This is a genomic window from Deltaproteobacteria bacterium (genome assembly GCA_019308995.1).
GTDB lineage: Bacteria > Desulfobacterota > Desulfarculia > Adiutricales > JAFDHD01 > JAFDHD01.
Window position 1 is genome coordinate 1 of record JAFDHD010000145.1, and the last position, 6,841, is coordinate 6,841.

General features: G+C 51.1%; 4 protein-coding genes. All 4 read right to left on the reverse strand.

All coding sequences use genetic code 11. The features are described 5' to 3' along the window. Positions 1 to 1,007 precede the first annotated feature (1,007 nt). Positions 1,008 to 1,619: a DUF4202 family protein gene (locus tag JRI95_15645; protein MBW2062975.1), complete on the reverse strand. Its 612-nt coding sequence runs from the start codon at positions 1,617 to 1,619 to the stop codon at positions 1,008 to 1,010. Then, entirely contained in the window at positions 1,573 to 2,895 is a 1,323-nt protein-coding gene (locus JRI95_15650) for an NTP transferase domain-containing protein (protein ID MBW2062976.1), read from the reverse strand. The genes JRI95_15645 and JRI95_15650 overlap by 47 nt, the downstream gene beginning before the upstream one ends. Then, positions 2,840 to 4,003 carry an inositol-3-phosphate synthase gene (locus JRI95_15655; GenBank protein ID MBW2062977.1) on the reverse strand — a complete coding sequence of 388 codons (1,164 nt, stop codon included), beginning with the start codon at positions 4,001 to 4,003 and terminating at the stop codon, positions 2,840 to 2,842. The genes JRI95_15650 and JRI95_15655 overlap by 56 nt, the downstream gene beginning before the upstream one ends. A gap of 769 nt (positions 4,004 to 4,772) precedes the next feature. Next, positions 4,773 to 6,503, reverse strand: a complete 1,731-nt coding sequence (locus JRI95_15660) for a long-chain-fatty-acid--CoA ligase (GenBank protein ID MBW2062978.1) — start codon at positions 6,501 to 6,503, stop codon at positions 4,773 to 4,775. Positions 6,504 to 6,841: the final 338 nt, after the last annotated feature.

The window sequence follows — 6,841 nt, forward strand, 5'->3', positions numbered from 1 at the left end:
CTTGCAGGATCGTATGGACCACCCCCGAAGATCACACTATCTGGTAGCGGACGTATCTGACTAAAATCTGCGGTCACTGCTATATAACAACGGTTTACTCGCAGCTCTAAAACCTGTGATTACTCCAACATATCTGCAACTTAGTATCTCAAAATAATTTGTGATAATCAATTTCCTAAATACTGGTGTTCAACAATCATTATCCAATGCGTAACATCTAATAGCCTTCAAAAAATCAACAATAGCTCATGCATGTTTCAGTAGCCGGGTGCCCCACACAATCTTGCTGTTTTCTTAAATACCTCTTTTTGGGGTGGTGCATACAACTCGTTAGAGTTGTGTGCACGCCGTAGGCGCAAGAAGTCATTCCGTGACCAATGCAAATTCTCACAGATCTTATACATATACGAAAACGCTGATCTGTAGATTTAAAAATCGGTAGTCGAGATTATGCTTGTTTATGCCCTCAAACTTGCGGGGTATTACTTCTTGTTGCTTCGCAATACAGACAAAAATCCTGATTTTTGTCTGTACCACCCATCTAGTTCCATTTAAATTACAGGTCGGATTAATGAAGTAAATATTAAATAATATCAAATAATTACCCTCAAACTTATCTATATACCCGCAGAAAAGGTGTCAATTACAACCGGTGGTATCTGCAACCGATCTCAAGTTTTCCGCCATTTTTAAACCTGTACTACCTCCAACATATCTGCAACTTAGTATCTCAAAATAATTTGTGATAATCAATTTCCTAAATACTGGTGTTCAACAATCATTATCCTAAGCGTAACATCTAATAGCCTTCAAAAGGTCAACAATACTCATGGCATGTTCAGTAGCCAGAAAACGATGGATGTCATGGCCTTAACGAAGTGCAAAGAATGCGGCAAAGAGATCAGCGACAACCGGGCCGACTACTCGCCAGAAGAAGCCCACATCAGCCATATCCATGGGATAGTATGAGAACAAGTAATTCAAGGCCACCCGCGGTTTATAATTTCCTAGTCGCCCGGCCTTATATTCCGGGTGACGCTTTTGAGCAAGCGGCTGAGCTCCTCGTTCTGAAAGCGAAGCCCCTGTAATAATTTTCGCCTTTCAAGGGAGAGCCTCTGAAGGCCCCAGAGGCACCTTTGCAGGGTCTCTTCCTGGGTGTGACGCTGGAAATAAAGAGGCAGGTTGACCTCAAAAAAGGAGAGGCTATCCGCGTCCTTAAGCAGATCGGAGCGGGGGTCCCCGCCTGTTTCGTGACAGCGGACCAGGCGGCAGACGTCTTCGGCCAGGCCGTCCGGCGTTCCGCACCCGGACATGACCTCCTTCAGGATTTGAGCGCTGTTTAAGGCGTGGGCGGATTTAAAGGCGCTGAAATCGGTAAAATCGGCCTGGCAAACTTTTTGCTCCTCAAGGGCCCGTTCGATGTCATGCCCGAGCGCGGCGATTCTCAGGGCTTCATCCGCGTCAGGCTCAAGCCTCAAGAGCCAGTCAAGCGTGTTTCGGGAATGGCCCGGGTCTTCCGGGACTTTTGATTTGGCGATGATTTCATGGATTTTCTGCCTGACGCAGCCGATGCTATCCATGGCTCTGGCAGACAATGACGCGCCGAACGGTTTCCGCATTCATGATCACGGCGATGATGATGAGGGTCAAAAAGGGCAGGTTGAGCAGGGCGCCTAAAAAGATGAGAAAGAGGCGCATGTCTCGCCCCAGGCGAAGGCTGCGGCCGGGTTTAATCCGCTCGCGCATCAGGCCGTCATACTTGTCCGCTGTATAGCTGAGCATGAAGGAGCCGATGATGGCTAAAAATCCCACGGCCATGACAGCGTCCTGAGGATTTTTTCCATAGGCATGCCAGGTCAGCCCGAAGAGCAGGAACGCATCCGCATAGCGGTCCAGGACCGCATCGAACCAGCCGCCAAAAGGGCTGGCCTGAAACTTGAGCCGCGATATCTCCCCGTCGCAGCCGTCAACAATGGAAGCAAGTTGAGCCAGAAGTCCTCCGAGGGCCAGGGTGATATAGCCGCCGACCATGAACAGGGCCGCAGCCAGGAGAGAGATGAGAAAGGCGGCCAGGGAGATCTGGTTCGGCGTGACAGGAGTTTTGGCGAGGTGTCTGGAGATTCTGAGGGACAGGGGGCGGTTGATGTACCGGGCGACCGGCCCGTCGGCTGGTTTGCCTTTGAGGTGGCGCAGGAGGTAATCTTCGGCCTTGTCCAGGGCCTCGGGGTCATCCACGTCAACCCAGAACTTGCCTTGAGTCTTAAAGGCCTTGACCCTGCCTCTGGACGCAAGGAGCCTCACCGCGCTGGAAAGCGCGCTGTCGCCGGATTTTGATATGCTTTCTTTGATCCCCTGGAAGATGACCGGCGAGCTTAGGAAGATGCCGGTGTCAAAGGCATTGAACTCCTTGATATTCTTACCGATATTTACGACCTTCTCTTCCTTAAACTCCACCTTGGTTACGTCGTCCAGGCGGGCCAGACAGTTGCTAGTGTCGAGGTCAACGGCCAGCGCGATCTCGCCCTCGCCCAGGGGCTGCCCTTTCAGGTCTTTTAAGATATCAACGTCGAAAAGATGGTCCGCCATCAAGAGGACGAACTTCTCCTTGAGGTGTTTCTCGGCCTTGAGCACTGAGAGCGCATTACCCTCTTCCCAGGCCTCATTGATGACATGAGTGATCTTCGTATGGCGCTTAAGCGCCAGGTCGTCCAGAAAAAGGCGCACCTTTTCGCCCTTAAAGCCGGTGACCACGTAAAAGTCGTCCATACCGGCTTCGAGGGCTGACCGGATGACTCGTTCGATGAGAGGCACGCCCAGGATGGGGACAAGGGGTTTGGGGTTACCTTTTTGGTAAAGCCTGCTGCCCTTCCCTGCGGCGATGATCAGACACTTCATCTACCATCTCCATGCGGGTTCCGCGGATAAAGGCTTCGGTCATGCGAAAGGCTTCATCGTCGGTGTACTGCCGCGGCGGATGTTTCATGAAGTAGGCCGAGGGTGAATAGAGGGTGCCGCCCTCACCCCGGTCCAGGGCGATCTTACAGCAGCGGATGGCGTCAATGGTAACGCCGGCGGAATTGGGGGAGTCTTCGACTGAGAGTCTGAGCTCCAAATCCATGGGCACGTCTCCGAAGAGCTTTCCTTCCATGCGGATAAAGCAGACCTTGTTGTCCTTTTGCCAGGGAACATAATCACTGGGTCCGACATGGATGTTCTCGCTGTCCAGCCGTTCGGCCGCGACTGACTGTACCGCCTCTGTTTTGGAAGTTTTTTTGGAGATGAGGCGGCTGCGGTTGAGCATATTCAGGAAATCCGTGTTGCCACCGGTGTTGAGCTGATAGGTTCTCTCCAGCTTGACCCCGCGTTTCTTGAACAGGTCGGTCAGCATGCGATGTGTAATCGTGGCTCCGAGCTGTGACTTGACGTCGTCCCCGATGATAGGAAGATTTTTTTCCTTGAAACGCTGGGCCCACAAGGGATCGCTGGCGATAAAGACAGGCATGCAGTTCACCATGGCGACCCCGGCCTCAAGGGCGCACTCCATATAAAACCTTGCGGCCTCCTCAGAGCCAACAGGCAGGTAGTTCATCAGGACTTCAGTGCCCGATTCCTTGAGTACTCCGATAATCTCCTCGCGGCTCGCCTCCGGTTCGTCACTCAGGACATAGGTATTCTTAGCGCTGTATTCCTGCATGTGTTCGGAGAACCCGTCCAGAATCTGCCCCATCCTGACCACAGCGCCGGTGAGCGGAATATCTTTACAAAACACAGCCGTGCAGTTGGGTGAGGCAAATATGGCCTCAGCCGCATCCTTCCCAACCTTGCGCTTGTCAATATCAAACGCGGCCACCACCTTGATATCAGAAGGCTTATATCCATTGATCTCCCAGTGCATCAGCCCGATGGCGTCACGCTCATCTTTATCTTTGTAATAATTAATTCCCTGGATCAGGGAACTTGCACAATTCCCAACACCCACAATACCGATCTTGATTCCACTCACAAACAGTTACCTCCATTCAAACACAGCTTTAAAAAAGACGGCTCAGAGAATTCGACTTAGTGTTATGTCGCGAAATTAGATGATTAAATTGTTTCGTGGCTTGTCATTGCGAGTCCTTCGCTTTCGCTCTGGACAGGCTTTGCGAAGCAAACTCTCAATTCCTGCTGAACTGCTTCGTCGCTAAAGCTCCTCGCAATGATGAGTCGTTTCGAAAATAACGGAAAGTCCATTTGAAATATTATCATTATTTACGAGACACCATAACTTGATCATTATTTCTTTACACGGCTTCCGCTAAATGCTGAGGAATAAATTAACTCACCTCCTTACAATAGTAAGCTTTGAAGACCGCCGGTCAAATAACGTAAAATCCCATTTATTTTTACCACCTGGGCTATGGAACTAAGTTACATAGTTGGAGTCTATCACCTTAGATCGTTTTATGCAATTTATCTTCAGCATCCCTTGACAGCCTGGTAAAAATGTCTCCTTTAACTGCTGAGCTGCATTGATGTTATTATGAACTGTCATGGCGAGCCTCCGGCCCTCTGGCAGCCCCTATCTCTAAAACTCATAATCGGTATTCTAGGGGCGGGGCTTATCCCCACCCGTATTTTGTTGATGACTCAAAATCGGTATTGTAGGGGCGGGCTTTATGCCCGCCCGTATATTTCTGGTCTTTCATATGTCAATAAAGGCCAGGGCTAGCATGAACGCGCTAATAAACAACGGGTCATACATAATATAAAAAACGTGCAAATTAAGCCGCTTAAGCTGATTTTATTTTTTTCGCCTTGGCCAGGTATGTGTCCAGGTTTTTCTTGATCTCCAGTTTATTAAACTTGCCCACACTGGTTTTGGGTATTTCATCGGCGATGAGGATATAATCAGGAAGCATCCATTTTGTAATCTTGCCTTTTTCCACGCCCTCGGCTTCAAGGAATTGCATGATGTCTTTCTCGGTTTCAGTAGCCCCGGGTGCGAGCGTTACCATGGCCATGGGTCTTTCGCCCCATTTTTCATCCGGCACACCGAAGTAGGTTGCTTCCAGCACAAAATTAGCCGTAGCGGTCAGGTTTTCAAGCAGCACGGTCGGAACCATTTCCGCCCCGCTCCTGATCATGTCTGAGACCCTGTCCGCGATGGTGATGTAGCCTTCTTCATCAACCTTGGCGACGTCCCCGGTATGGAACCATCCGTCACGCCAAACCTCGGCGGTTTTCTCGGGATCCTTATAATACTCCTCCATGATCCAGGGACCTCGCATCACGATCTCTCCGATGGTCTCATCGTCCTGAGGCACCGGGGTCCCCTGCTGATCCACCACCTTTACTTCAAGCCCGGGAACGGCTATGCCCGTCTTGACCTGGAGCTTCTCCAGCTCCTCCTCGGGCAGGTGGCGCATGGTCTTCTTGGTAAAAGCGGTAATGGTCACCGGCGCGGTTTCAGTCATGCCGTACCCGGAGGCCGCGGTAAAGCCGGGAATCATCTTTTCAGCCTTGGCTTTTAACCCTAAAGGCAGCGCGGCCCCGCCAACGCCCACGGTCTTTAAGCTGCTCAAATCATACTTGCTTAAGTCCTCGTACTCAATGAGCATCGCCAGAATGGTCGGAACCAGGCCCGTGCTGGTGACCTTTTCAGTCTGAACCAGGTCGCAGAATCCTTCAACGGTGAACATGCCGGGCAGCACCACCTTGTTGGCCGCAAAAACAGAACTGTAAGGCATGCCCCAGGCGTGGATGTGAAACAAAGGCACGTTGAACAGCGGAACTCCGGCCTCACCCTGGTGTTCAATTGAAGGGTCCGTAACAAAGGCCATGTGGAGGCCCAGATGCACAACCATGAGGTAGAGCGCCCGGTGCGTGAACATGACTCCCTTGGGCAGGCCGGTGGTGCCGGTGGTGTAACACAGGGTGGCATAGGTATCCTCATGAAGGACCGGCCATTCGAAATCCGGGGACTGCCTCTTGATCAAGTCCTCATATGCATAGAGATTCTTGATCTTGGTATTTTCGGGCAGGCCCGGTTTATCCGAGATGTAGACAAACGCTTCCACCGTGTCCTTGATGCGGTCGTAGATGCCTTCCACCAGAGGCAGAAAGATGTCGTCGAAGAAGATGATCTTATCTTCAGCGTGGTTAATGGTATAAGCGATGTGATCTAAGGAAAGCCGCATGTTGATCGGATGCAGCACCGCGCCGATGCAGGAGACGGCGTAGTAAAGTTCGAGGTGGTAATGGTGCGTCAGGGCGATGGTCGCGATGCGGTCGCCCGGGTGGCCCGGTTTTCCAGGCTGTACCCCGAGCGCTTGCAGGGCCTTTGCCATTTGGCATGTCCGCTGGTACCATTCCATCCAGGTGAACCGGAAGTATTCGGCGGTTTGCGGGTTGCGGTAGACTACCCCTATTTCGTCTGGATACAGGCTGACCGGCCTTTTCATGAAGGTCGTAAGGAGCAGCGGATAGTTAATGCTGTACTCAGGATAGGTCTTAACTGCCATTTCCTCCCCCTTTTTGTATTGCTTTAATTAAAATGGTTTTACCAGCCGGGTTGATGACTGCCTTCAAACACAACAGCAGACTCCTCCGGCCACCCTCAGGCCAGAGTACTTATTCTACCTCTTAAGGAACGCTTTATTGTGAAGGTGATCGTAAGAGAAAATTCATGGTGTGTCAAATGAAAAGCAGCCTGACCTTTAACCAGGCGTCTTAAGACCTCTGGGGCCTAGTGTTCTGTCAACTTGATAATGTTGGATAAAGTCGTTTCAATTTGATTCTGGCGTCTGCCGTCGTGAATCGCCAGTCCACTTTGGTCTCAGCGGCGTTGCGTCGGTGCTCC